The organism is Massilia sp. GCM10023247 (assembly GCF_042653325.1).
Taxonomy (GTDB): Bacteria; Pseudomonadota; Gammaproteobacteria; order Burkholderiales; family Burkholderiaceae_D; genus Telluria.
This window is the reverse complement of sequence record NZ_JBHSIB010000023.1, coordinates 113,919-136,702: the sequence shown is the minus strand read 5'-3', so window position 1 is coordinate 136,702 and position 22,784 is coordinate 113,919. Positions and strand designations below refer to the sequence as shown.

General features: G+C 63.1%; 23 protein-coding genes and 1 pseudogene. 12 read left to right on the top strand and 12 right to left on the bottom strand.

Translation table 11 applies throughout. The annotated features are described in order from the left end of the window. Positions 1–195 precede the first annotated feature (195 nt). Positions 196–984, top strand: coding sequence for an RHS repeat-associated core domain-containing protein (locus tag ACFPAH_RS19000; RefSeq protein ID WP_379748426.1), 789 nt, complete (start codon positions 196–198; stop codon positions 982–984). Between the two features lie 219 nt (positions 985–1,203). Then, positions 1,204–1,527, top strand: a complete 324-nt coding sequence (locus ACFPAH_RS18995; protein ID WP_379748424.1) for a DUF6572 domain-containing protein — start codon at positions 1,204–1,206, stop codon at positions 1,525–1,527. 529 nt (positions 1,528–2,056) lie between these two features. Here the strand turns inward: ACFPAH_RS18995 and ACFPAH_RS18990 are convergent. Beyond that, positions 2,057–2,401 (bottom strand): helix-turn-helix domain-containing protein, encoded by a 345-nt coding sequence (locus ACFPAH_RS18990; protein ID WP_379748422.1) that lies wholly within the window; start codon positions 2,399–2,401, stop codon positions 2,057–2,059. Positions 2,402–2,818: 417 nt separating this feature from the next. On the opposite strand from ACFPAH_RS18990, the gene ACFPAH_RS18985 reads away from it, so the two are divergent. The 6 genes and pseudogenes from ACFPAH_RS18985 to ACFPAH_RS18960 form a co-directional block, all read left to right on the top strand. Next, positions 2,819–3,427: an EndoU domain-containing protein gene (locus tag ACFPAH_RS18985; protein WP_379748420.1), complete on the top strand. Its 609-nt coding sequence runs from the start codon at positions 2,819–2,821 to the stop codon at positions 3,425–3,427. A gap of 10 nt (positions 3,428–3,437) precedes the next feature. Continuing rightward, on the top strand, positions 3,438–3,659 hold the full coding sequence (locus tag ACFPAH_RS18980) for a MafI family immunity protein (protein WP_379748418.1): 222 nt from the start codon (positions 3,438–3,440) through the stop codon (positions 3,657–3,659). Positions 3,660–3,728: 69 nt separating this feature from the next. After that, positions 3,729–3,890: a polymorphic toxin type 50 domain-containing protein gene (locus ACFPAH_RS18975; protein ID WP_379748498.1), complete on the top strand. Its 162-nt coding sequence runs from the start codon at positions 3,729–3,731 to the stop codon at positions 3,888–3,890. A gap of 365 nt (positions 3,891–4,255) precedes the next feature. Beyond that, positions 4,256–4,822, top strand: coding sequence for a hypothetical protein (locus ACFPAH_RS18970; protein WP_379748416.1), 567 nt, complete (start codon positions 4,256–4,258; stop codon positions 4,820–4,822). A 6-nt stretch (positions 4,823–4,828) separates the two neighbouring features. Further along, positions 4,829–5,260, top strand: coding sequence for a hypothetical protein (locus ACFPAH_RS18965; protein WP_379748413.1), 432 nt, complete (start codon positions 4,829–4,831; stop codon positions 5,258–5,260). 436 nt (positions 5,261–5,696) lie between these two features. Next, a pseudogene (locus ACFPAH_RS18960) lies at positions 5,697–5,933 on the top strand (polymorphic toxin type 50 domain-containing protein); the annotation flags it as partial. Positions 5,934–5,973: 40 nt separating this feature from the next. On the opposite strand, the gene ACFPAH_RS18955 reads toward ACFPAH_RS18960, so the two are convergent. The 3 genes from ACFPAH_RS18955 to ompR form a co-directional block, all read right to left on the bottom strand. Next, positions 5,974–6,396, bottom strand: coding sequence for a hypothetical protein (locus ACFPAH_RS18955; RefSeq protein WP_379748411.1), 423 nt, complete (start codon positions 6,394–6,396; stop codon positions 5,974–5,976). 341 nt (positions 6,397–6,737) lie between these two features. After that, positions 6,738–8,072: an ATP-binding protein gene (locus ACFPAH_RS18950; RefSeq protein ID WP_379748409.1), complete on the bottom strand. Its 1,335-nt coding sequence runs from the start codon at positions 8,070–8,072 to the stop codon at positions 6,738–6,740. Between the two features lie 44 nt (positions 8,073–8,116). Next, positions 8,117–8,818 carry a two-component system response regulator OmpR gene (gene ompR / locus ACFPAH_RS18945; protein WP_229425647.1) on the bottom strand — a complete coding sequence of 234 codons (702 nt, stop codon included), beginning with the start codon at positions 8,816–8,818 and terminating at the stop codon, positions 8,117–8,119. Positions 8,819–9,102: 284 nt separating this feature from the next. Between ompR and ACFPAH_RS18940 the strand changes: the two genes are divergently transcribed. From ACFPAH_RS18940 to ACFPAH_RS18930, 3 genes are all read left to right on the top strand, one after another. Continuing rightward, a complete protein-coding gene (locus tag ACFPAH_RS18940) occupies positions 9,103–9,525 on the top strand; it encodes a hypothetical protein (RefSeq protein WP_379748407.1) in 423 nt (140 codons plus the stop codon). Positions 9,526–9,720: 195 nt separating this feature from the next. After that, on the top strand, positions 9,721–11,619 hold the full coding sequence (locus ACFPAH_RS18935; RefSeq protein WP_379748405.1) for a flagellar assembly protein A: 1,899 nt from the start codon (positions 9,721–9,723) through the stop codon (positions 11,617–11,619). Between the two features lie 82 nt (positions 11,620–11,701). Then, positions 11,702–12,178, top strand: a complete 477-nt coding sequence (locus ACFPAH_RS18930; RefSeq protein WP_379748403.1) for a chemotaxis protein CheW — start codon at positions 11,702–11,704, stop codon at positions 12,176–12,178. Positions 12,179–12,241: 63 nt separating this feature from the next. Here ACFPAH_RS18930 and ACFPAH_RS18925 read toward each other — a convergent pair whose 3' ends face one another. The 7 genes from ACFPAH_RS18925 to dapC form a co-directional block, all read right to left on the bottom strand. Beyond that, positions 12,242–14,248: an ATP-binding cassette domain-containing protein gene (locus ACFPAH_RS18925; RefSeq protein ID WP_379748400.1), complete on the bottom strand. Its 2,007-nt coding sequence runs from the start codon at positions 14,246–14,248 to the stop codon at positions 12,242–12,244. 39 nt (positions 14,249–14,287) lie between these two features. Then, complete coding sequence (prmB, locus tag ACFPAH_RS18920) at positions 14,288–15,178, bottom strand: 50S ribosomal protein L3 N(5)-glutamine methyltransferase (RefSeq protein ID WP_379748398.1); 891 nt, start codon at positions 15,176–15,178, stop codon at positions 14,288–14,290. 53 nt (positions 15,179–15,231) lie between these two features. After that, entirely contained in the window at positions 15,232–16,368 is a 1,137-nt protein-coding gene (gene dapE / locus ACFPAH_RS18915; protein WP_379748396.1) for a succinyl-diaminopimelate desuccinylase, read from the bottom strand. Beyond that, positions 16,368–16,727 (bottom strand): ArsC family reductase, encoded by a 360-nt coding sequence (locus ACFPAH_RS18910; protein WP_379748394.1) that lies wholly within the window; start codon positions 16,725–16,727, stop codon positions 16,368–16,370. Before ACFPAH_RS18910 ends, dapE begins: the two co-directional genes overlap by 1 nt. A gap of 277 nt (positions 16,728–17,004) precedes the next feature. Further along, complete coding sequence (locus tag ACFPAH_RS18905) at positions 17,005–18,141, bottom strand: PilT/PilU family type 4a pilus ATPase (RefSeq protein ID WP_379748392.1); 1,137 nt, start codon at positions 18,139–18,141, stop codon at positions 17,005–17,007. A gap of 110 nt (positions 18,142–18,251) precedes the next feature. Beyond that, positions 18,252–19,076, bottom strand: coding sequence for a 2,3,4,5-tetrahydropyridine-2,6-dicarboxylate N-succinyltransferase (gene dapD, locus ACFPAH_RS18900; RefSeq protein ID WP_379748390.1), 825 nt, complete (start codon positions 19,074–19,076; stop codon positions 18,252–18,254). Positions 19,077–19,089: 13 nt separating this feature from the next. After that, positions 19,090–20,322, bottom strand: coding sequence for a succinyldiaminopimelate transaminase (dapC, locus tag ACFPAH_RS18895; protein ID WP_379748388.1), 1,233 nt, complete (start codon positions 20,320–20,322; stop codon positions 19,090–19,092). Between the two features lie 147 nt (positions 20,323–20,469). Between dapC and ACFPAH_RS18890 the strand changes: the two genes are divergently transcribed. Then, entirely contained in the window at positions 20,470–21,243 is a 774-nt protein-coding gene (locus ACFPAH_RS18890) for a YoaK family protein (RefSeq protein ID WP_379748385.1), read from the top strand. A 43-nt stretch (positions 21,244–21,286) separates the two neighbouring features. Here the strand turns inward: ACFPAH_RS18890 and ACFPAH_RS18885 are convergent, their stop codons facing one another. After that, positions 21,287–22,639 (bottom strand): diguanylate cyclase, encoded by a 1,353-nt coding sequence (locus tag ACFPAH_RS18885; RefSeq protein WP_379748383.1) that lies wholly within the window; start codon positions 22,637–22,639, stop codon positions 21,287–21,289. Between the last annotated feature and the right edge of the window lie 145 nt (positions 22,640–22,784).

Here is a 22,784-nt window from a genome sequence, read left to right as displayed (position 1 = left end):
CGTTCCTCGCTTGCCGCCGCGCTTCGCCGTCAGCCAGAAAACGACCACGCAAAGGCACAGCCCCTCCGGGGTAAATCGCGCGTGCCGCGCGCTTTAACATAACGCGGCATTCTGTCAAATCGGCCCATTCACTACGCTGCGCTGCGTTCGGTGAGCCGATCGCTGCGCGCCCTGCGGGTTGACAGAATAGGCGTTATGTCTTGCGCCCCTGCGGGTCTGCCAGGCCAATGCGTGCGCCGCCGGCGCATGGTGTTGTCCAGGCGCTGCGCGCAGTCCACCATACGGGGTAAAGCCAGTCAGGCGCACAGGGCGCGCTCCTGCGTCGCTTGCCGCCGCGCTTCGCCGTCAGTCAGACGAAATCCACGCAAACCCAACCCCAGCAGCCAAGTCGGGCCATTAATAAACAGGCAAAGAAACAGCTTGTCGCGCGCGCGTGCGCGAGCCAAAATCGCATTTAGGGAAAAATTCGCTCTTTACGCACAATCCGCCAGCAAAAACCTGCGCCAAGTCCTCGAACGGGCTAGGGAAAATCGGTTCGCCTACGATAAACGCACGTCGGGTGGACGATTCTTGAGCATTGATCCGGTGACTACGGATGCGAACACTGGATCGAGCTTCAACCGATATAACTACGCAGCCAACAACCCTTACAAGTACATTGACCCGGATGGGCGGGCAATAGAAACGCCGTGGGATGCTGCGAATGTCGCAATGGGTGTCGCTAGCCTCGGGAAGAACCTAGCTGTTGGCAATTATGTTGGAGCCGCAATTGACGCGGTTGGGGTGATAGCAGATGCCGCCGCCACTGCCACCCCAGGGGTGCCAGGCGGTGCGGCGACTGCCATAGGGGCCTCCCGCGCAGCGTCAAATTTAGCTGCGAATGCTAAGATGGGGGCTGCATTTCAGAGTAACGTTGCCGCGGATGTGCAGCGAAAAATGTGGACACTGCTCAGGAAATTACTATTAAGACGGCGAGTGGTGTGAAAACCCGAATGGATATCGTTTCGCGAGATGCGGCAGGGGCTATTAAGTGTACCGAATGCAAGGGCTCGGCTACAGCACCTCTTACAGGTAATCAAAAAGTAGCGCATCCTGAGATTATGCAATCGGGAGGTGTCGTTGTCGGTCAGGGCAAGCCTGGCTTTCCAGGAGGAACGATAATTTCGGCGCAAAAAGTTGATGTAGTTCGACCGTGAGAGTGATATGACCTTTGAACAAACGGAAAAAGTAGATCTAATTAGCGTTGATCCCAGAACTGATGAAGTGGTCATGACTATTTCGGACCACCTCGATTGGAATGAGAAAGACACTCATCTACTGCTGCTGCAAGAAAAAATAAACAGTTATTTGGCTTTTATTGAAAGCGGCGAAATATTTGACTCTTATCCAAAGGCCAAAGGAAGATCAGTTGTGATTGATATTGTGTTCCAACATGAGGTCGATCCGGAAGGGCGCAATTTTATTGAGATGGCTACTGAGATTGTTGCGAATGCGGGCTTTCGGCTGACCGCGCGCACTCTCGAATAGGCTACAACGGTATAGAGGCACGGGGCCCCGTTATTCCGACACCGACCGGGTGACGGGGTCAGGTCTGACATCCGGCCCCGACCTCCGAGAAACACGGAGTCAGGTCTGGCATTCGGACACGGCATCTTCCTTAGTCCTTTGGCCTTGCCACGGCTAAAGGCGCCAAGGGCTCGGCTAGTCGTTCTGGTTGCAGAAAGAGTGGCCTTAGATTGGTTCACGCTAAACTCACTGCAACGTCGATGGCAACGCCCACTACAACGCCCACTGCAACGCCCACGATTAACGGTAGCTTTATCGAGGACAGGATGAGAAATGTATCCACGTGCAGACGCGTGGATACACCGCTGCGCGGCATTCGGTGGCCTGCCGCCCCCTTCACGCCACGCAGCTTTTCCTGAACTCAGGGCCATGCCCCGAGACCCATACCGCAGCGGTAGCAATCCTTCTTTTTAAACAAAAAAAGCCACTCCCTCCGGTGTCCCGGATGCGAGTGGCTTTTCCTTTTTAGCCGCTAAAAAAGCGGTCCGTTTTAGCTGCTCAAGTTGCCCACCATTTGCTTGGTCTGGAACTTGATGATCATCCCCTCGAGCAGCGCCTTGACGATCCTGCGCTCTTCCTCGGGGAATTGCGACACGGCCTCGAACTGCAGGCGCAGGTCGTCCGATGGTCCACGCTCGTGTTCATCGAACAGCAAGAAATCTGTGCTGGTGTGCAAGGCCACGGCGATCTTGCGCAGCGCGTCCAGCGACGGCTGCGCCTGGCCGGACTCGTACTTCTTGAGGCTGTTGACGTGGATGCCGATCGCTTCGGCCATGGCCTGTTGCGACAGGCCACGCTCCTTGCGCAAGGCGATCAGGCGTGCGGGCAGTGTCATGGATAACCATATCGAAAATGAACCAGCCGTCATGCTACCCCCTGAAATTTTCACGTCTTGACCAAAGTACATAGTCATGTACTGTAATAATACATGTGAAATGTCTTGACAAGGTTTTGGGGAAACGCATGGCACGCATACCGGCAGAAGAGATCGAGCGGCTAAAGAAAGACGTACCGGTACGGCAGCTGGCCGAAGCGCACGGCGTCACGCAAACCCAACCCCAGCGGCCAAGTCGGGCCATTAATAAACAGACAAAGAAACAGCTTGTCGCGCGCGCGTGCGCGAGCCAGAATCGCGTCTAGGGAAAAATTCGCTCTTTACGCACAATCCGCCAGCAAAAACCTGCGCCAAGTCCTTGAACGGACTAGGGGAAACCGGTTCGCCTACGATAAACGCATGTCGGGTGGACCATTCTTGAGCATTGATCCGGTCACGACGGATGCCGACACGGGCGGTGGCTTCAACCGCTACGCTTACGCGAATAACAGCCCGTACAAGTACATCGATCCGGATGGAAGAAATCCTGCTGCGATTCCAGCCGGTGTGGGGGGAACCTTCGTTTGTGGTCCTGTATGCGGTGGTATAGCAGCGGGAACCGTGCTCATTGGTGGATCGTATGCCGGCAAGAAGATTGTAGATTGGTGGAATTCTCGGTCGGAGCCGAAAAGAAGCGACTCTGAAAAGAAGCCTAGCCTCGTAGATGAAAAAGGCGAAAAGCATATTCTGGACGGTGATAAAACTGGTGGCGGCCATCGACCCGGTACTGGGAGTCCGGGGAAAAGCGAGTTCCCAACAAACTGGAGCGACGAAAAGATACTCGGCGAGATTTCTGACGTGGCTACCGCACCTGATTCCACACATAGCCCTGGAAAAGGTGGGCGAACAATCTCAACCGGTACGAGGGATGGGGTAGATATCACAACAGTCACAGAGCCTGGTTCTAAAGGTGGGCGCATTGTTACGGGATTTCCTACAAATGTTCCGCGTAATCCGCCGGCAAAGCCGACATCTAACACTCCATAACGGACGAAAAATGCAATATCAAGAAATAGAGAACCTATTTACATCGCTTTTTGAGCGGTTGTCCGGCTTGCTTTCGGAAGTAGATATGACGCAACCGAAAGTGTTCTTTGATGCAGGTGAGTATGGAATAGCTCTTGAGACATTAATAGACACGTTGGATGAGAACGAAATTGAGAAAACTCCATCAATCGCCCGTTCAATTGAAAGGTTGAAGGAAATAATGGAACTTTGAGTTGCGGTTGTGCGGATCCGACTCGGTGATGAATGAGTTAGCGGGAAGAGCGCAAGAGCGGGGTCAAGTCTGAAATTAAGAGCGGGTCAGGACTCGACCTCTGCCACAAATATTGGCGTGTATGTTGATCCAGCTACTGGGCAAAGAAGCCCTACCACGAATGGGATCATTCACGAGAGTAAGAAGGGTGTTCACATAGTTCCAGCAAGGCCGAACGATGAAAGCAAATGATCTGCGAGCGAGCGAGCGTTGCCAATGCGTGCGCGGCCAGCGCAAGGTTTTGTCCAGGTGCTGCGCGCAGTCCACCATACGGGGTGAAGCCAGTCAGGCGCACAGGGCGCGCTCCTGCGTCGCTTGCCGCCGCGCTTCGCCGTCAATCAGACGGAATCCACGCAAACCCAACCCCAGCGGCCAAGCGGACTAATAATAAACAGGCTAAGAAACAGCTTGTCGCGCGCGCGTGCGCGAGCCAGAATCGCGTCTAGGGAAAATTCGCTCTTTACGCACAATCCGCCAGCAAAAACCTGCGCCAAGTCCTTGAACGGACTAGGGGAAATCGGTTCGCCTACGACAAACGCATGTCGGGTGGACGATTCTTGAGCATTGATCCGGTAACGACGGATGCGAACAGCGGCGGCGGCTTCAATCGCTACGCTTACGCGAACAACAGTCCCTACAAGTATGTCGATCCGGATGGGCGATTCCCATTTTTGCTACCACTCATCCCTTATATCGTGGGTGGGGGTACGGTAGCAGTTGTAGGGCACTATGTGCTGCCGGGGCGACAAGGACGAGAAGAGACTGGTCGGGCAGTAGGTAATGCCATTTTCAATAGTGGCGCGGGGGATAAGGGTAGCGCCGATGCTCTAAAATCGGACAATAACAAGGCGCCAGTACCGGGTGCTTCAGGCGGCGAAAAGACCAATACTGGCACAAGAATCTGGGACAAGCCTGGAGATTTTGGTGTTGCCAATCAAGATTTCGATAATAAAAATCCGGCGAATGTGGAAGACAAGCGAAACGGAGTTCGAGTAGGGACTCTCGAGGATGGAAAGCGAATCATTGTGAGGCCGGGGAGTACGGATGGACGACCGACGATTGAAGTTCAGCGACCTGATGGTAAGAGATCCGAAGACAAAGTACGCTATGGCGATAAGGAGTAGCCCGGAATGAAGAACGAGATATTGATCCCGTGGTCCCCGCAAGATTCCACGATAATTTCGAAGGTGCTTTTCGAAAAAATCATCTATGGAGGCGAAGGCATGACTATCGAACTTCGCGAGGCGGCAGGTGCGAAGCGTCCGCTTTCGCTAAGTTTTCCGGAGCTGCCTACAGCCGTCCGGGTTACAAATGAGAGTCTGCGCTTGGCGTCGTTGCCCGCGTTGTCACCCAACGCAAATACTTCATTCTTTATCGTCGAAAATTCACGATTGCTGGAGTGGTTAAATTCGGAGTCCCTCAATATTTATGCAAAGGACCCATTGTTTCACCTCGCCATCATCACTGATGAATGGATAGACTTAATTTGTAATGAGCAGCCCATATTGGCTTTTCGAACGGATGAAGTTCTCGAAGAGGTACCCGGCCTCCGCGACAAATGAGCGGCCCGGGATCAGGGAAACGCGGGGCAGGTCTGATATTCGGCCCCGGCCTCTTCCTTAGTCCTCTGACCTTGCCACGGCAAAGGAGTCAAGAGCTCGGCTGGCCGTTTTGGTAGCGAAGAGTGACGCTCAGTTTGGTCAACGCTATAGCTCACACTGCAACATACACTCCAACGTACACTGCAACATATACTCCAACGTACACGGCAACATATACTCCAACGTACACGGCAACGTACACGATTAGTGGTAGCTATATCGAGGACAGGATGAGAAACGTATCGCCACGACGAGTCGTGGCGATACGGCACCGCGCAGCGTTCGGTGGCACAGCCCCCATCACGCCGCGCAGCTTTTCTTGGAACTCAGAGCTATGCCCCGATACCCCTATCGTGGGCGGTAGAAATCACTCTTCTTTTTAAACAAAAAAAGCCACTCCCTCCGGTGTCACCCCCAAGGCCTTGTAGACGAGCACAAGGGAACTGGGCAGCAGGTCGGCAGTACTCCCGTGGGTGAAGCCGGCTCCAGGGAACGCGTTGATTTCGGTACAAAGATTGGTGTGTATGTTGATCCAGCTACTGGGCAAAGAAGCCCTACCACGAATGGGATCATTCACGAGAGTAAGAAGGGTGTTCACATAGTTCCAGCGAGGCCGAACGATGAAAGAAAATGATCTGCGAGCGAGCGTGCTGTTAGGAATGCAGGTTGCGCTACTAGGGTGTATCGGATGCGGAGTCCGCAAAATATTGTGTCGGTGGAATGACTCTGAGATCAGAGCCCGTGCAATATTTGATGGCGAAATCCGCGAAGAGGATGCGGAAGCAATGCTGGAGGCCGAAACAGAAATAATGGCCAGTTTCCCCCACCATGATGTGTCGATAACGTGCGAACGGTGCGACGCACCACTGCCAATTCTCCGAACCGATGGTGAATACGCAGTATTTGCGCGCCTTGAAAAATGAGCAATACGGACGGGATAACTTTCGACCCTGATTCGCCTGGTGGTGAACGCAATAGCTCACTGCAACTTCAACGGCAACGCCCACTGCAACGCCCACGGTTAATGGTAGCTTTATCGAGGACAGGATGAGAAATGTATCCACGCGCGGGCGCGTGGATACACCGCTGCCCGGCATTCGGTGGCCTGCGGCCCCTTCACGCCGCGCAGCTTTTCTGAACTGAGGGCCATGCCCCGAGACCCGCAGGACAGGTAAGCCTTTAACCCAGGCGTGAGAGATTACCCTTCTTTTCAAACAAAAAAAGCCACTCCCTCCGGTGTCCCGGATGAGAGTGGCTTCTTCTTTTTTAGCCGCTAAAAAAGCGGTTCGTCCTAGCTGCTCAAGTTACCCACCATCTGCTTGGTCTGGAACTTGATGATCACCTGTCGTCGTGCTTCGATAAAGGACGGTTCTGACCAATAATTGAAGCGCAAGCCAATCCAAGACCAGCTTCCGGTCCAGGCAAAGGCAAGATGGAATCAAGGCGCCAGCGGCAGCGCCAGGCGCACCAGCAGGCCGCCGCCTTCGCGGTTACGCACCGCCAGCTCGGCATTGTGGCGGCTGACCACGCGCTCGACGATGGCCAGGCCGAGACCGGCGCCGTTGGCCTGGCCGCGCGCGGTGTCGAGGCGCGTAAAGGGTTTCATCAGCTGGATGATCTGGTCTTCGGGCACGCCCGGTCCGCGGTCCGCGATCTCGACGACGGCGCGCCGGCCCTGCGGCGTGCTGCGCACGTGGCAGCCGAATTCGAGTTCGACGATGTCCCGGTCCGGCGTGCGCGCGTAGCGGCGCGCGTTCTCGATCAGGTTGTTGATCACGCGGCGCAGGTCGGTCTCGTTGCCCATCACCTGCACGCCCGGCTCGATATCGGTCGCGACCTGCACGCTCGGCAGGCGGGTGGCGTGCGTGGCGCAATCGGCCAGGAGGCCGGACAGGTCGACCGGCACGAAGCTGGCCGCCTCGGTTGGCTTGGCGTAGTCGAGGAACTGGCCGATGATCGCGTCCATCTGGGCGATGTCGGACTGCATGCCTTCGCGCGCGTCCGGCGACAGGTTGGCCATCTCCAGTTCGAGCTGCATGCGCGCCAGCGGCGTGCGCAGGTCGTGCGAGATGCCGGCCAGGATCACGGCGCGGTCCTTTTCCACCTGCGCCAGGTCGTCGACCATCTGGTTGAAGCTGCGGTTCGCCTCGATGATCTCGCGCGAGCCTTTTTCGGGCAGCGGGGCGGGGCGCTCGCCCTTGGCGATGACGCGCGCGGCCGCCGTCAGGCGCGCCAGCGGCAGGTTGATCAGGCTCGAGATGAAGGCCGCGCCCAGCAGCGACAGGACGCCGACCACGCTGGCCCAGCCCAGCCACTGCACGCGCGTCAGGCCCGCCAGGCGCTCGCGCTCGAGCATCAGCCAGTACTGGTCCTCGTCGATGTTGAAACTGATGTAGAAGCCGGCCACGCCGTTCACGCGGCTGGAAAAGCGCGTCTGCGGGCCGAGTTTTTCGCGCACGGCGGCGGCGATCTCCGGCATCAGCGGGGTGGCGGGGGGCGGATCGACCTTGTCGGTGTCTTCCAGCGCAAAGATGCGGATGCCTTCGTTCGACACCAGTTCGAACAGCAGCTCGCGCCGCAAATCGGGCGCCGAGTGGGTCAGCGCCGCCTTGGTGAGGGTCACCGCCGACACCACCAGCGCGGCGGTCTGCTGCACTTGCGGGCCGCGCTGGAACACGTTGAGCATGCCGATCCAGGAGCCCATCGACAAGGTGGTCAGCAGCGAGAGCAGGAAGAAGGTGCGCCAGAATAGCCCGCTGCGCATCCAGCTCATGCGGCCCGGCGCGGGCGGCGACGTTGTTGCAAGCGATGCAAGCACTAGCGGGGCTGTCCTTCAGGGATGAACACGTAGCCCAGGCCCCAGACGGTCTGGATGTAGAGCGGGCTCGATGGATCCGGCTCGATCAGCTTGCGCAGGCGCGAAATCTGCACGTCGAGCGAACGGTCGAACACTTCGTACTCGCGCCCGCGCGCCAGTTCCATCAGCTTTTCGCGCGACAGCGGCTGGCGCGCATGGCGCGCAAACACCTTCAGCACCGAGAATTCGCCGGTGGTCAGGGGCACGGTCTCGCCGTTCTTTTTCAGGGTGCGCGTGCCCAGGTCGAGCACGAACTGGCCGAACTCGAAGGTCTGCGGGGTCTCGGACGGCGCGCCCGGGATTTCGTCCGGGCCCTTGCGGCGCAGGACGGCGCCGATGCGGGCCACCAGTTCGCGCGGGTTGAACGGCTTCGGCAGGTAGTCGTCGGCGCCCATCTCGAGGCCGACGATGCGGTCCACGTCCTCGCCCTTTGCGGTCAGCATGATGATCGGGGTCTGGTCGCCGGCGCCGCGCAGGCGGCGGCAGATCGACAGGCCGTCTTCGCCCGGCAGCATCAGGTCGAGCACCAGCAGGTCGTAGCGCTCGCGCAGCCACAACTTGTTCATGGCCGGCGCGCTTTCGGCCGTCACGACCTGGAAGCCCTGTTCCGTGAGGTAGCGGCGCAGCAGGTCGCGCAGTCGCACGTCGTCGTCGACGACCATGATCTTCGCGCTGTGTCCGTTGGCGCCCGCTGTTGTTGCGTTATTGCCTGTAATGGAGGTGGAAGATGTATTCATGTGTCGTTAATTTGTTAGAATCATGTCGCTATGGTAACTTCCGATATGGTAACTTCTTTGCGCGCCAAATCTTCCGAATACCGGCAGGGCATTACATTGTGTTACAAACTTTACCCAATTAGGCTTATACCCCGGAGCGGATCCACATACACTGGGCACCAATGAAGTACAGCTTATCTGTTTATCCGGCATCGCGGAAGAGGAACACCATGACAAACGCGCACATCAAAACCACTGCAGTAACCGGGGCGAAAGGCCGCCTGTTTGCGCGCCTGGCGCGCCGCGGTATCGCCGTGTGCGTGCTCGCCTGTGCCGGCATTGGCGCTGCTCAGGCACAATACCATGGCCGTAACAACGACGCCCAGTTGCCGCCTCCACCGTCGGCCCGCGCCGAGCGCCTGGCCGTGCCGCCACAGATCGACGCGCCGCGCGAGCAGCGCATGTTTGACCAGCAGCGCGACCACCAGCGCATGGCGGAGGAGCGCCGCCAGGCCGTGCAGATGATGCAGAACGAAGGCGTGCGCGACGGCGGCCGCCGCGGCGGCCGCCTCACCCCGGACGAGCGGCGCGAGCTGCGGCGCCAGGTCAACGAGGCCGGGATGGACATCTACCCGAACCGCGAACGGCGCTGAACGCGCGCGATCACCCCCATGAAAGCCGGGCCAGACCCGGCTTTTTCTTTGCCTGTGCGCGCCAGGGCGGGCAGGGCGCTCCCTGGATAAATTGTCGTTAACAATTATTTATTTGTTGATGACGACATGTTACGCTGTCGTGCTGCAAGCCGTGAGGCCCTGTCCAAGGGCCGGCCAACATCCTGGAGCGCGAACGTGTCCGATACCGTGGTTGCCACCCCTGCCGCATCCGCTGCGCCCGCCCGCTTCGCTGCCGCCGGTCCCGAGCATTGCATCGAACAGCGCCCGGACGGCGTGTATGCCGATCCGGCCGTGCTCGGAACCACCGTGCTGGCCGCGGTCGACGCCATCCTGCAGTCGGGCAGCTACCTGGCCGGCCTCGATTACCCGCTCCTGATCAAGGCCATCTACGGCTGCGGTCCGGCCCTGCCCGCAGGACCGGATGGGCAGCCCGTGGTGCGCCTGGCGCGCGCCATCCTTCCCTTCGACGCGCAGCGGCGCAGCCTGTACCGCTCGGTGCGGATAGCCGGCGGCCAGGCGGAATACTGTTTCGAACCGGTCTACCTGCCCGCCGCCGATGGCGAGGGCGAGCTGCCGGCCAGCCTGGACGCCGACGAGTTCGTGGCCGACATGTGGCTCAAGGGCATCCGCTTCGGGATCGACATGGCGGCCGTGCGGGCCGGCATCGCCAACCCGGGCGCGGGGCGCAGCGTGGTGGCGCGCCGCCAGGAACCCGTGCCGGGTGTCGACGCGATGGTGGTCGAGGTGTCGGACGACATCCACCGCAGCGACGCGCCGCGCCAGCTCGCGAACGGCAAGCTCGACCTGATGCGCTTCCAGAACCGCTTCCCGCAAGTGCAAAGGGGCACCTGCCTGTTGCAAAAGCTGCCGCCGCGGGCCGGCGAACCGGGATTCGAGCTGTCCGGCATCCGCATCGAACCGGCCGCGCCGCGCGAGCTCGATTTCAGCCTTTTCGCGGGCGAGGGCACCTGCGTCGAGCGCGCCAGCGCCGGCGAATACCTGGTCGCCACGCGCACCGGCTATCTCGACGTCGACCGCGCGAGCGGCCGCATCGCGGTGGGCGACAAGATCGTCAGCCGCGACGGCGTCAGCGCCAAGACCACCGGCAACCTGGAGCTCACCGGCGACTACGAGGAATTCGGCGAGGTGCAGGAAAAGCGCGTCATCGAAGGCAACGGCATCACCGTGCACGCCGACGTCTACGGCGAGATCGTCTCGCGCGGCGGCATGGTGCGCCTGCGCGCCAACCTGGTCGGCGGCAGCGCCCACAACAAGTGCGGCGACATCCAGGTCGATGGCGTGACCGCGAACGCCGTGGTCCAGGCGCTGGACGGCGGCGTGATCCTGGCGCGCGCCGAGAACTGCGTCATCCAGGGCAAGCGGGTGCGCATCGCCCAGGCCATCAACTGCGAGATCGCCGCCGAGGACGTGTCGATCGGCCAGGCCGAAGGCTGCGCGGTGGCGGGCCGGCGGATCAGGATCGACAGCACCAGCGCCTGGCATGCCAGCGACATGCTGGTGTATGTGCTGTGCGCCGATTGCAGCCGCATCGATGCGGCGCGCGACGAGATCAAGGGCCGCCTGGTGCAGATCGAAGCCGCGATGGCGCGCCACCAGAACGAGCTGGGGCAGCTGTGCGCCCAGCCGGCCTTGCGCAAATACCTCGACATTGCGGGGCGCGTGCGCAGCGGCGAGGCGGTCCTGAACCCGGCCCAGGCGCAGCAGTTCCGCCAGATGGGCCAGGCAGTCTCCCCGGAACTGCAGCGGATCGGCGAGGTGTCGGCCGCCAGGAAGGCGCTGGCGGAGGACATGGCCGGCGGCCAGGCGCTGCTGGCGCGGCTGGCGGTGCAGCGAAGCGAGCGCGCCGCAACGAGCACGCTGGCTCTCGGCCAGCTGGCGGGCGACACGCAAGTGCGGCTGCTCGCCTTCGACCCGGACGCGCCGGCCCTGCACCACCTGCCGCCGCGCGAGCTCAAGGGCCGCCTGCGCGCCAACGAAGGCACGCCCCTGTATGCGGGCGCCTGCGGCAGCTATGGCTGGGAAAGCGGAGCGGGCATGCCGGCGCCCGATTAATGTAGACAGGAAATATTGACCGCTCGCAACGGGAGCGGGGGCGCGAGCGCCTAGCATGGTGGCTGTTACCGAAAGGAGCATCATGCACAAGGACACAGCGGCAGGGCGCCCGGCGGGCAAGGAGTTCCTGAGCTTCCGGCTCGGCGGCCTCGAATACGGAGTCGATTTCGCGATGGTGGAGGAGTTGCGCGTACTGAAGTCGCTCGAGCGCTTCGCCTCGGACGGCGAAATCGTCGAGGGCGTGGCCGTCTCGCGCGGCGTCATCATGCCGATCGTCGACATGCGCGCCGCCTTTTACGGGCATCCGGTGGCCACCACGCCGATGACCGACGTGATCATCCTCAAACTGTCGACCTGCGTGATGGGGATGGTGGTAGACGGGATCACCGACGTGGTGCTGCTGCGCCCCGAACAGATCTCGCCGATCCCCGACACCGGCGGCGGCGCCATCGACTACCTGCTGGGGCTGGGCGTGGCCGACGGGCGCCGGCTGATCCTGGTCGATATCGACCGCTTGATGTCGATCGATCGCGGCACCGGAAAGCGCCAGGTGGCGTAGCGACGTCGCACGTAGGGTGGAGTCCCCGACTCCACGCCTGTCAGCACAGCCGCAAAGCCAGGATCAAGCCGCCAGGCCCTCCAGCTGCTCCTGCAACTCCAGCCATTCGTTCTCCAGCGTCCCCAGGTCGCGCACGCAGAAGGCCTGGTCGGCGACGAGCACCTTCAGTTCGTCCTTCTTGTCCGCTTCATAGACGCTCGCATCGAGCAGGCGCGCGTCGATGCCGGCCTTCTTCGCATTCAGCTTGGCCATCTGCTCTTCCAGGCGCTTGATGCGGTTCTCGATCGGTTTTTTCAGGGCCGCGACGCGCTGGCGCTCTTCCGCGTCCAGGCGTTTCTGCTCCTTGCGGTCGGCCGTGGAGACCGGCGCCGCCGCCGCGACCGCAGCGGGCGCCGCCTTGGCGGCAGAGGCAGCGGCAGCGGCAGCGGCGCCCGGCAGCGCCTCGCTGCCCTTGCCCAGCTTGGTCTGGAACAACCAGTCCTTGTAGTCGTCGAGGTCGCCATCGAAGGGTTGCAGGCGGCCGTCGGCGACGATGATGAACTGGTCGGTGGTGGCGCGCAGCAGGTGGCGGTCGTGCGAGACGACGACCAGCGTGCCTTCGAACTGGGCCAGCGCCAGCGTCAGGGCCTCGCGCGTTTCCAGGTCCAGGTGGTTGGTCGGTTCGTCGAGCAGCAGCAGGTTGGGGCGCTGCCAGACGATCAGGGCCAGCGCCAGGCGTGCCTTTTCTCCGCCCGAGAACGGGGCGATCGGGCTGGTCACCATGGTGCCGGGGAAGTTGAAGCTGCCGAGGAAGTTGCGCAGTTCCTGCTCGCGCACGGTCGGCGCGATCTTCGCCAGGTGCCACAGCGGCGACTCGTCATGGCGCAGCATCTCGACCTGGTGCTGGGCGAAATAGCCGATCGACAGGCCCTTGCCGAGGGTGGCGACCCCTAGCAGGGGTGCCAGTTCGCCGGCAATCGTCTTGATCAGCGTCGACTTGCCGGCGCCGTTGACACCCAACAGGCCGATCCGTTGGCCGATCTGCAGCGAAAAGTTCACGCGCTTGACGATGGTCTTGGCGTCGACCTTGTCGCCGTGTTCGTCGAGGATCGGGTAGCCGGCGTCGACGTCTTCCATCACCAGCAGCGGGTTCGGCGCGGCGAGCGGCTCGCGGAACTCGAAGGAGAATTCGGCGGCCGCGCGCAGCGGGGCGAGTTCCTCCATCTTCGCCAGCGCCTTCATGCGGCTCTGGGCCTGGCGCGCCTTGGTGGCCTGGGCCTTGAAGCGGTTGATGAAGGATTCCAGGTGGGCGCGGGTGCGCTGCTGTTTTTCCAGGGCGCTGGCGGCCAGCACCATGGCGGCTGCCCGCTGGCGCTCGAAGGACGAGTAGTTGCCGGAGTAGCGTTTCAGCTTGCGCTCGTCGATGTGGACGACGACGTTGACGATCTCGTCGAGGAAATCGCGGTCGTGCGAAATGATGACCAGGGTGCCGGCATAGCGTTTCAGCCAGTCTTCCAGCCAGATGATCGCATCGAGGTCCAGGTGGTTGGTCGGCTCGTCGAGCAGCAGCAGGTCGGAAGGGCACATCAGCGCCTGCGCCAGGTTCAGGCGCATGCGCCAGCCGCCCGAGAAGCTCGATACCGGCTGCTGCATCTGTTCCAGCGAGAAGCCCAGGCCAAGCAGCAGCTGTTCGCCGCGCGACTGCACCGTGTAGGCGTCGGCGTCCATCAGCGCGGCGTGCACGTTGCCCATCGCGATGCCGTTCTCCTCGGTGTGGGGCGCCGCTTCCAGCGCGTCCAGCTCGGCCTGCAGGCGGCGCAGGCCGACGTCGCCGTCGATCGCGTATTCGAGGGCAGGGCGGTCGAGCGCAGGGGTTTCCTGCGCCACGTAGGCCATGCGCCACTTGGAAGGATAGTCGATCTCGCCCCCGTCGGCGTGCAGCTCGCCGCGCAGCATGGCGAACAGGCTCGATTTGCCGGCGCCGTTGGCGCCGATCAGGCCGATCTTGTCGCCGGGATTGAGGGTCAGGTCGGCGCCTTCGAAGAGCGGCTTGGTGCCGCGCATCAGGCTGACGTTCAGGAAGCGGATCATGCGGGTTCTTATCTAGGGCTTGGGCGCGCTCAGGCGCGCTTAGGCGTTTTGGAGCTGCTCGGCGGTGAGCAGGAAAACCGCGTCGTCGCCGGCGCTGGTGGTGAGCCAGGTCAGGCCGAGGTGGCCGAAGGCCGCTTCGGCGTACTCGGCTTCGTTGCCGATCTCGACGACCAGGATGCCTTCCGGCGTGAGGCGTTCGGCGGCGCCGGCGACGATCTTGCGCACCAGGTCCATGCCGTCCTCGCCGCCATGCAGGGCGATCTGCGGCTCGCGCAGGTATTCCGGCGGCAGCTTGGCCATCGAGCCGGCGTTGACGTAGGGCGGATTGGTGACGATCAGGTCGTACTTCTTGAAGGGCACGTTCTCGTACAGGTCGGAGGCGATCGGATTGACCCGGCCCTCGAGCTTGTAGTCGCGGATGTTACGTTCGGCCACGGCCAGCGCATCCTGCGAGATGTCGACCGCATCCACCACCGAATTCGGGAAGACGTCGGCCATCATGATCGCCAGGCAGCCGGAACCGGTGCACAGTTCGAGCACGTTCTCGACGGCAAACGGATCGTTGACCCAGGGGCTGAAGTGGTTCGGGATCAGTTCGGCGATGAAGGAACGCGGCACCAGCACGCGCTCGTCGACATAGAAGGCATAGGTGCCGAGCCAGGCCTCGTTCGTGATGTAGGCGGCCGGCACGCGCTCGACCGTGCGACGTTCGATCACGCTCAGGACCTGCAGCACTTCTTCCGGCAGCAGTTTGGCGTCGAGGAAGGGGTCGAGGCGGTCGAGCGGCAGTTTCAGGGTGTGCAGGACCAGGTAGGCCGCTTCGTCGAAGGCCTCGGCGCTGCCGTGGCCGAAGAACAGCTTGGCGCCGTTGAAACGGGTGACGGCATAGCGCAGCAGGTCGCGCGGGGTGCTGAAGGTGGTCGTGGTCATGGCGTGTCCTCGCTTGTTATTTCTATTATTTCTGTTGTGGCTGCGCCAGCAGGCTAAGTGAGCAAATTCGCAAGCGTCCGGCGGTAGATGTTCTTGAGCGGGTCGATGAAGCGCAGCTCGACGTGCTCGTCGATCTTGTGGATGCTGGCGTTGGGTGGGCCGAATTCTATCACCTGGGGACAGATGCGGGCGATGAAGCGCCCATCCGAGGTGCCGCCGGTGGTCGACAGTTCGGTCGTCACGCCGGTCTCGTCCCTGATCGCGCCGCACACCGCCTCCGACAGCGTGCCCTTCGGGGTCAGGAAGGGCAGGCCCGACAGCGTCCACTCGAGTTCGTACTCGAGCAGGTGGCGGTCGAGGATGGCGTGCACCCGCGCTTCCAGGCCCTCGGCGGTGCTGGCGGTCGAGAAGCGGAAGTTGAAGTCGATCGTCAGCTGGCCCGGGATCACGTTGTTGGCGCCGGTGCCGGCGTGGATGTTCGACATCTGCCAGGTAGTCGGCGCGTAATACTCGTTGCCTTCGTCCCAGACCTCGGCGGCCAGCTCGGCCAGCGCGGGCGCGGCCTGGTGGATCGGGTTGCGCGCCAGGTGCGGGTAGGCGATGTGGCCCTGCACGCCCTTGACGACGAGGTGGCCCGACAGCGAGCCGCGGCGCCCGTTCTTGATCGTGTCGCCCAGGATGTGGTTCGAGGTCGGCTCGCCGACCACGCAATAGTCGAGCGTCTCGCCGCGCTCTTCCAGCAGCTCGCAGACGATCACGGTGCCGTCGACGGCCGGGCCTTCCTCGTCGCTCGTGATCAGGAAGGCGATCGAACCCTGGTGGTCGGGGTGGGCAGCGACAAATTCCTCGCAGGCGACGACCATCGCCGCAATCGAGGTCTTCATGTCGGCCGCGCCGCGGCCATACAGCTTGCCGTCGCGGACAGTCGGGATGAAGGGATGCGATTCCCACTGCTGCGCGGGACCGGTCGGCACCACGTCGGTGTGGCCGGCGAACACGAACACCGGCGCTTCGACGCCGCGGCGCGCCCACAGGTTGGTCACGCCGTTCGATTCGATCGTCTCGCAGCGGAAACCCAGGGGCGCGAGCAGTTCGGCCAGGCGCTGCTGGCATCCCTTGTCGTTGGGCGTGACGGAATCGAGCGCGATCAGCTCGGCGGCCAGGTCCTGGGTGCGCGAAGGCTTGACCATCACGCCGCCTCGGCCAACAGGCGGGAATACGCGTCGGCGGAGAAACCCACCGACAGCGGCCCGGCGCCTTCCAGCACCGGGCGCTTGATGACGGAGGTGTGTTCCAGCATCAGCTCGAGGGCGCTGGCCTTGTCCTTGACCGCCGCCTTGCGCTCGTCGGGCAAATTGCGCCAGGTCATGCCCTTGCGGTTGACCAGGGTTTCCCAGTCGCATTGCTCGAGCCAGCGCGCGGCCGTCTCGCGGTCCAGGCCCTGCTTTTTGAAGTCGTGGAAGGTGAACGCGATGCCGTGCTCGGCCAGCCAGGTGCGGGCTTTCTTGACGGTGTCGCAGTTGGGGATGCCGTAGAGGGTCTTGGTCATGGACGTAAATGATGCAAGGCAACGCCAGGCTGCCGTGATGGAATCGTTCGGGAAGAGGCGAAGGATAGCACAGGGGGATATCGGGGCTGTTGCCGTCGCTGCCATGGGCATGCATCGTCCGCGTGGGCACGCGTGCCCACGCTACGGACAAGGCCGCGGGTTTCGTCAACCGCCAGTCGCTACCGTATTGCGTAGGGTGGGCTCTCGAGCCCACGCGGATCAAGCGAGCCGGGAACAGGGCAGGCAACAGCCCCGTTAACGTCAACGCTCGGCCTGATCAGGTATTCAAGGTGAACTCGGTAAACGTCGTCGCCGGCTCGTCCGTTTTATGCTGCTTGTTTTCAAGCTCTTGCGCCGACCCGTTGTTGAGCAGCCAGAGCAAATTGGTCGCCGAGTCCGCATTCGCCAGCGCTTCCTCCTGCGTCACCAGGCCCGCTTGCACCAGTTGCAGCAGCGCCGCCTCGAAGGATTGGGATCCCGGCGACAGGCTCTTGTCCATCGCTTCCTTGATGCCGGACAGCTCGCCTTTTTCGATCAGGTCGGCGATGTAGCGGGTATTCAACATGATCTCGACCGCCGGCTGGCGCGTGCCGCCGGCCGCGGCTTTCACCAGGCGCTGCGAGACGATGGCGCGGGTGGCCGAGGCCAGGTCCTGGAGCAGGGCGGAGCGGCTCTCGACCGGGTAGAAGCCGATGATGCGGTTCAGGGCGTTGTAGCTGTTGTTCGCGTGCAGGGTGGCGACCACCAGGTGGCCGGACTGGGCGTAGGCCAGTGCCGCGCCCATGGTGGCCTGGTCGCGGATTTCGCCGATCAGGATCACGTCCGGCGCCTGGCGCAGGGAATTGCGCAGGGCGACGTCGAAATGCGGCGCATCGCTGCCGATCTCGCGCTGGTTGACGATCGATTTCTTGTTCTTGAACAGGTATTCGATCGGGTCTTCCAGCGTCAGGATGTGGCCGGTGCGGTGCTCGTTGCGGTAGTCGAGCATCGAGGCGATCGTGGTCGACTTGCCCGAGCCGGTGGCGCCGACCACCAGCAGCAGGCCGCGCTTTTCCATGATCAGTTCGGACAGCACGGGCGGCAGGCCGAGTTCGCCCAGCGGCGGGATGGTCGCCGGCACGAAGCGGAACACGGCCGACACGCTGCCGCGCTGGCGGAAGGCCGACAGGCGGAAGCGGCCGAGGTTCGGCACCGAAATGCCCATGTTCAGTTCGTTCTCGCGCGCGAGTTCGGCCAGCTGTTCGGGCGAGGCGACCTCCTGCAGCAGCGAGGCGATGTTGTCGGGGTCGAGCCGGTGCTGGTTGATCGGGATCAGGTTGCCGTTGATCTTGATGTGGACGGGAGAATTGACCGCGAAGAACATGTCCGACGCGTTTTTTTCTTTCATCAGCTGGAACAGGCGGTCCATGGCCATAGGCGGTGTCTCCCGGGGTGGTACGGTCATTCAGGTGTTCGTTGAACGCGTGGACGGCAGAGCCGTCCACCCTACAGGTCCGATCATCGCGCGATCGGCCCGACGGAAAATCAAATCCCGCGCAGCAGCTCGTTGATGCCGGTCTTGGCGCGCGTCTTGGCATCGACCTGCTTGACGATCACTGCGCAGTACAGGCTGTACTTGCCGTCTTCCGACGGCAGGCTGCCCGACACGACGACCGAGCCGGCCGGCACGCGGCCGTAGCTGACTTCGCCGGTTTCGCGGTTGTAGATCTTGGTCGACTGGCCGATGTAGACGCCCATCGAGATCACCGAGTTCTCTTCGACGATCACGCCTTCGACGATTTCCGAGCGCGCGCCGATGAAGCAGTTGTCTTCGATGATGGTCGGATTGGCCTGCATCGGTTCGAGCACGCCGCCGATGCCGACGCCGCCCGACAGGTGGACGTTCTTGCCGATCTGGGCGCAGGAGCCGACCGTGGCCCAGGTGTCGACCATGGCGCCTTCGTCGACGTAGGCGCCGATGTTCACGTACGACGGCATCAGCACCACGTTCTTGCCGATGAAGGAGCCGCGGCGGGCGACCGCCGGCGGCACCACGCGAAAGCCCCCCTTGGCGAAGTCTTCGGCCGTGTAGTCCACGAACTTGGTCGGGACCTTGTCGTAGAACTGCATGCCCCCGCCTTCGACCGGGACGTTGTTCTCGAGGCGGAACGACAGCAGCACGGCCTTCTTGATCCACTGGTTGACGATCCAGTCGGCGCCTTCCTTCTGGGCCACGCGCAGGGTGCCGGCGTCGAGGCCGGCCAGGACGTGGGCGACCGCGTCGCGCACTTCGGCGCTGGCGTTCGATGGGCTGAAGTCGGCGCGCTGTTCCCAGGCGGTGTCGATGATGTTCTGGAGTTGTTGGGTCATGATGATCTCGTTTTCAGGAAGCGGTGTGCTTGGTACCGAGCGACTGGCAGAATTGCACGATGCGGGTGGCTGCTTCCAGCCCCTCGTCGACGCCTGCCACCAGCGCCATGCGGATGCGGTTGCGGCCCGGATTGGTCCCGTGCGCGTCGCGCGCGAGATAGGAGCCGGGCAAAACCGTCACATTATATTCGGCGTACAGCCGGCGTGCGAACTCGGTGTCGGACAGCCCGGTGCGGCGCACGTCGGCCCACAGGTAGAAGCCGGCGTCGGGCAGGTCGACGTCCATCACCTCGCGCAGCAGCGGCGTGATCAGCTTGAACTTTTCGCGGTACAGCGTGCGGTTGTCCTGCACGTGGGTTTCGTCGCCCCAGGCCGCGATCGAGGCGGCCTGCACGACCGGCGACATGGCGCCGCCGGAATAGGTGCGGTACAGCAGGAATTTCTTGAGCACCTGCGGGTCGCCCGCGACGAAGCCCGAGCGCATGCCCGGCACGTTCGAGCGCTTCGACAGGCTGGAAAACACGACCAGCCTGGAATAGGGGCGGCTGCCCGTGCTGCGCCCGAGCTGGTGCGCCGCCTCCAGCGCGCCGAGCGGCGGCATCGAGGTGGTGTAGATCTCGGAATAGCATTCGTCGGCGGCGATCACGAAATCGTGGCGGTCCGCCAGCGCGAACAGCTCGCGCCAGTCGTCCAGCGCGAGGACGGCACCGGTCGGATTGCCGGGCGAGCAGACGTAGAGGAGCTGCACCCGCTTCCACGCCTCGTCGGGCACCGAGCCGTAATCGCAGGCGAAGTTGCGCGCCGGGTCGGAGTTGACGAAATACGGCGCCGCGCCGGCAAGGTAGGCAGCGCCTTCGTAGATCTGGTAGAAGGGATTCGGGCACAGCACCAGCGGATCCGGGCGGCTGGCGTCGATCACGGCGTGGGCGATGGCGAACAGGGCTTCGCGCGAGCCGTTCACCGGCAGCACCATGGTGGCCGGATCGACCGCCGGAATGCCGTAGCGGCGCTCCAGCCAGGCCCCGATCGCCGCGCGCAGCGGCTCGCTGCCGATGGTGCTCGGGTAGCTCGACAGGCCTGCCACGGCATGCGTCAGGGCGCGTTCGATGAAGGGCGGGGTCGGGTGCTTCGGTTCGCCGATGCCGAGGCTGATCGGGGCAAGGCCGGCCTTGGGCGTGACGCCGGCAAACAGCTCGCGCAGCTTTTCGAATGGGTAGGGGTGGAGTTTTTCGAGGTGTGGATTCACGACGGGACCGTAATCGCTATGAGTGCTATGAGTATATGTTCGGGAAATAGAACTTTTGATTATAGCGCCGTGAAGCGCGGGGCGCCGCAGTACTCTTGATGTGGACTTGCAGTAAGATTGCTTATCAAACCAGCTCGCCGGATTCCTGTGCCGATCAACTACATGCGCCGCCTCACCGGTGCCGAACGCTCGGCGCCGGCCAACCGCCAGCTCGGGCTGACGCTGGCCTTCGTCGCGGGCGCCGTGAATGCCGGCGGCTTCCTCGCCATCGGCCAGTACACCTCGCACGTGACGGGCATGGTGTCCTCGATCGCCGACAACCTGGTGCTGGGCAGGGATGCGCTGGTCGCCGCGGCGCTCGGCGCGGTCGTGGCCTTTGCGCTGGGGGCGGCCAGCACCGCGCTGATGGTCAACTTCGCGCGCCGCCGGGGGCTCTACAGCGAGTATGCGCTGCCGCTGCTGGTCGAGGCGCTGTTGCTGCTGGCCTTCGGCGTGCTCGGAACCCGGCTGTCCGCGCACGGCCCGATGGCCGTGCCGGTCACGGTGATGCTGCTCTGTTACGTGATGGGGCTGCAGAACGCCGTCGTGACCAAGCTCTCGCAGGCCGAGATCCGCACCACCCACATGACGGGCATCGTCACCGACATCGGCATCGAGCTCGGCAGGCTGCTGTACTGGAATGCGGACGGCGACCTGCCGCCGGTCCGCGCCAACCGCAAGCGCCTGCGCCTGCTTGCCGCGCTGCTGGCCAGCTTCGTCGCGGGCGGGGTCGCCGGCGCGGCCGGTTTTCGCCATGTCGGCTACCTGGCGACACTGCCCCTGTCCGCCTTGCTGTGCCTGCTGGCGATCGTGCCCGCGGCCGACGACCTCAAACGCTCGCTGGCGCGTGCCGCCGGCAACCCGCCCAAGCACGACCGATGAATCCTGAACCGGCGATGCGCGCGGCGCCGGTGTCCGAACCGCCTCAGGACTGCAGCGCGGCCTGGATCAGTTCCAGCGTGGCGCCGGTCTGCACCGCGCGCACGCCGTTGCGGCCGGCCTCCTTGACCGCGTACATGGCGCGGTCGGCGGAGACGAAGAACTCCTTGATGTCGTCGAGCTGGGTCGGCACGATGGTCGACACGCCCAGGCTCGCGGTGACCCAGGGCGAAATGGGCGAGCGCGGGTTGGGGATGTTGAGCGACTCGATGTGGGCGCGGATCGCTTCGCCGATGGCGCAGGCCGCGGCGTGCCCGGTTTCGCCGAACAGCAGGACGAACTCTTCGCCGCCGAAGCGCGCGGCCAGGTCGGTCGCGCGCAGCGCGTGCGACTGCAGCGCCATCGCGACCTGCTGCAGGCAGGCGTCGCCGGCCACGTGGCCGAGGCTGTCGTTGTAGTACTTGAAGTGGTCGACGTCGAGCACGATCAGCGACAGCGGCTGGCTCGAGCGGATCGCGCGCTGCCATTCCTTTTCCAGGAAGGTGTCGAAGTGGCGCCGGTTGGCGATCTTGGTCAGCGGGTCGAGCAGGGCCACGCGCTGCAGCGCGTTTTCCGACTGCTTGTGGTGCGTGATGTCGTGCAGCAGGGCGATGAACAGGGGCTGCTCTTCTCCCATCGGCGTGAGCGTGAAGTCCATTGCGCGCAGGATGCCGTCGCGCTGGCGGATCAGCAGCTCGCGCGCGCCGCGCCAGCCCTGGGGGGGCGGCCGGACCAGGCTCTGCCTGAAAAATTCCAGGTACTCCTGCGCCACCGGCGGCGCCAGCAGGTCGTCGAGCGCGCGGCCGGCCAGTTCTCCCTGCGCGTAGCCGAGGTAGCGCTCGCAGGCCGGGTTGGCGTACTGGATGCGCCCGCTTGGCTCGATCATCATCAGTCCTTCGTCCATGCTGTCGACGATCAGGCGCAGGCGTTCGCTCTGCTGCTGTTGCGACAGCACGGTGCGGCGGAACTGCAGCTGGACGCGCGCCCGCGCGCACACCTCGGCCAGGCGCAGCGGCTTGGCCATGTAGTCGGCCGCGCCGATGTCGAAGGCGGCGACGATGTCGTCGGTGTCGGCGCGGGCGCTCATGAAGATCACGGGGATATTGCTGGTGGCCGGGTGCGCCTTCAGGCGGCGGCACACCTCCATGCCGTCCATGCCGGGCAGGACGATGTCGAGCAGGATCAGGTCGGGCAGGGCGCGCCGGGCGATGTCGAGCGCACGTTCGCCGCTGTTGGCGACGAAGGTCTGGTAGCCCTGCCCGAGCAGCATGGCGCGCAAGGCGCCCAGGTGCGCGGGGGCGTCGTCGACGATCAGGACGGCGGCCTGGCGCATGGCAGGTGCGGGGGTTAAAGTGGACATCGGTGGCGTCGCGGCACGGGATTGATTTCGTTCAAAATCATAACCCGATGTCGATGCTTACGGTAACTTTTGTTGCTTGATAGCTAGTATGTTCTTGTTGTTGCGCTGCAACCGCAAAGCAGGCGGAAACAGGTAACCGCCGGTA

Bases quoted from the DNA above. Each gene is read 5' to 3' on its own strand.
- ACFPAH_RS18925 (WP_379748400.1), bottom strand. From the start codon at position 14,248: ATGATCCGCTTCCTGAACGTCAGCCTGATGCGCGGCACCAAGCCGCTC.
- ACFPAH_RS18965 (WP_379748413.1), top strand. From the start codon at position 4,829: ATGAAGAACGAGATATTGATCCCGTGGTCCCCGCAAGATTCCACGATA.
- ACFPAH_RS19000 (WP_379748426.1), top strand. From the start codon at position 196: ATGTCTTGCGCCCCTGCGGGTCTGCCAGGCCAATGCGTGCGCCGCCGG.
- ACFPAH_RS18950 (WP_379748409.1), bottom strand. From the start codon at position 8,072: ATGAGCTGGATGCGCAGCGGGCTATTCTGGCGCACCTTCTTCCTGCTC.
- dapD (WP_379748390.1), bottom strand. From the start codon at position 19,076: ATGACCCAACAACTCCAGAACATCATCGACACCGCCTGGGAACAGCGC.
- ACFPAH_RS18990 (WP_379748422.1), bottom strand. From the start codon at position 2,401: ATGACACTGCCCGCACGCCTGATCGCCTTGCGCAAGGAGCGTGGCCTG.
- prmB (WP_379748398.1), bottom strand. From the start codon at position 15,178: ATGACCACGACCACCTTCAGCACCCCGCGCGACCTGCTGCGCTATGCC.
- ACFPAH_RS18905 (WP_379748392.1), bottom strand. From the start codon at position 18,141: ATGGCCATGGACCGCCTGTTCCAGCTGATGAAAGAAAAAAACGCGTCG.
- ACFPAH_RS18940 (WP_379748407.1), top strand. From the start codon at position 9,103: ATGACAAACGCGCACATCAAAACCACTGCAGTAACCGGGGCGAAAGGC.
- ACFPAH_RS18980 (WP_379748418.1), top strand. From the start codon at position 3,438: ATGCAATATCAAGAAATAGAGAACCTATTTACATCGCTTTTTGAGCGG.
- ACFPAH_RS18955 (WP_379748411.1), bottom strand. From the start codon at position 6,396: ATGCCGGGCAGCGGTGTATCCACGCGCCCGCGCGTGGATACATTTCTC.
- ACFPAH_RS18995 (WP_379748424.1), top strand. From the start codon at position 1,204: ATGACCTTTGAACAAACGGAAAAAGTAGATCTAATTAGCGTTGATCCC.
- ompR (WP_229425647.1), bottom strand. From the start codon at position 8,818: ATGGTCGTCGACGACGACGTGCGACTGCGCGACCTGCTGCGCCGCTAC.
- dapE (WP_379748396.1), bottom strand. From the start codon at position 16,368: ATGGTCAAGCCTTCGCGCACCCAGGACCTGGCCGCCGAGCTGATCGCG.
- ACFPAH_RS18885 (WP_379748383.1), bottom strand. From the start codon at position 22,639: ATGTCCACTTTAACCCCCGCACCTGCCATGCGCCAGGCCGCCGTCCTG.
- ACFPAH_RS18910 (WP_379748394.1), bottom strand. From the start codon at position 16,727: ATGACCAAGACCCTCTACGGCATCCCCAACTGCGACACCGTCAAGAAA.
- ACFPAH_RS18930 (WP_379748403.1), top strand. From the start codon at position 11,702: ATGCACAAGGACACAGCGGCAGGGCGCCCGGCGGGCAAGGAGTTCCTG.